Annotated in this window: 1 protein-coding gene; it reads right to left on the reverse strand. The window is 67.3% G+C overall.

Going from position 1 to position 1,319, the window contains the following annotated elements; translation table 11 throughout:
* Positions 1-1,087, reverse strand: a 1,087-nt coding sequence (locus J2X65_RS26940; RefSeq protein ID WP_310208598.1) for a ParB/RepB/Spo0J family partition protein, incomplete at its 3' end; no start/stop codon positions are given.
* Between the last annotated feature and the right edge of the window lie 232 nt (positions 1,088-1,319).

Below are 1,319 nucleotides of genomic sequence, written 5' to 3' on the forward strand. Positions count from 1 at the left end.
TGTCGTCCTCGATCGGGGCACGGGACAGCGCCTCGTGCAGGGCGTCGGTACGCATGTCACTAATCATCTCGATGCCCTTGCGCGTCACCTCCGGGCGCGGCTTCGCCAGCGTGCCGACATCGTCAGCACCGGAGGCATCCGAACCCCTCGCCTTCTTCTCCACGGGCATGCGGTAGTGCACGCTCTGCACCTTGCCCTCGCGGTCGAGATACATCGCGGTGCAATCGCCCTTGCCCGGCTTGCCATGGATGCGCTCTGCCTTCTTCGGCAGTTCCGGCTGGCCCCAGCTATTGGCCACGGTGATGATCCCCTTCTTCGGCAGGTTCTGGCTCATCCATTCCTGCTGGGCGCCGAGGAAGGCCTCGACCTGCGTGGTGTAGCGCGAGTCCTCATCGGCCGGCGCGAACAGGTCCTCGGTCCATTCGATGCCGTAGGCACGGGCGAGATCGTCGCCGAAGCTGGCATCACGTGCATACATGCGCTTCTTCGTGAGCCCATTGGCAATGCTCCACCACGCGGCCTGCGGGTCCCCCTTCTTCGGCTTGTGTGTCTTCCAGACCTCGCGCTGCTCCTCGAGCGAAGCGGCGGCGATGGTGCGCAGCTGCTGCTCGTTCGGCATGTCGCCCTTGGCCATCTGGTCCAGCATCGCCGGCAGCACATTGGCGAGCAACCGAAGCTTACGGATCTGGCGCACTGGCAGCGCCAGAGCGACGGCGATCGCCTCCTCAGTCCAGCCGAGCGCGACCAGGCGCTCGATGGCGCGCCACTGGTCGACCGGGTTCAGCGGCTCGCGGGCGATATTCTCGACCATGGAGCGCATGGCGCCATTATCGTTGGCGGCGTCGACCACCAGCACCTCGATCTCTTCGAGCCCGGCCTTGATCGCCTGCTTCACCCGGCGATGGCCGGAATCGATGATGTAGCCGTTGCCGCCGCCGCTCTCCGGCGCGATCGCCGGGGGCTGCACGATGCCGACCGCCTTGATGGTCGCCAGCAGCAGGGCATCGGCCTGCGGCGTGGACTTCGTCTGGCGCGTGCGGTCGGGATTCTCCTTCAGCGCACGCGGGTCCACCTTCATGATCTGCATGGGAATGCTCCTTGCCGGGTTGCGGACGCGAGGCATCACCCCGGTCCTGTTCCGTCTTCTTCCCGAAGACATCCCCCGGCCCGCGGAGCGGACGGGCCGGTGCAACTGCGGGCGAGCATCCCTGCCCGGCCGGCCAAGCGGGGCTTTCAGCCCTGCACAGGACGACGGGCCGGGATCGCGAGAGGCCGCGGTTGAGCGACAGCGCCGCCGGGACGGCCTATCCGCGAGGAGG

Source organism: Ancylobacter sp. 3268, assembly GCF_031456575.1.
Taxonomy (GTDB): Bacteria; Pseudomonadota; Alphaproteobacteria; order Rhizobiales; family Xanthobacteraceae; genus Ancylobacter.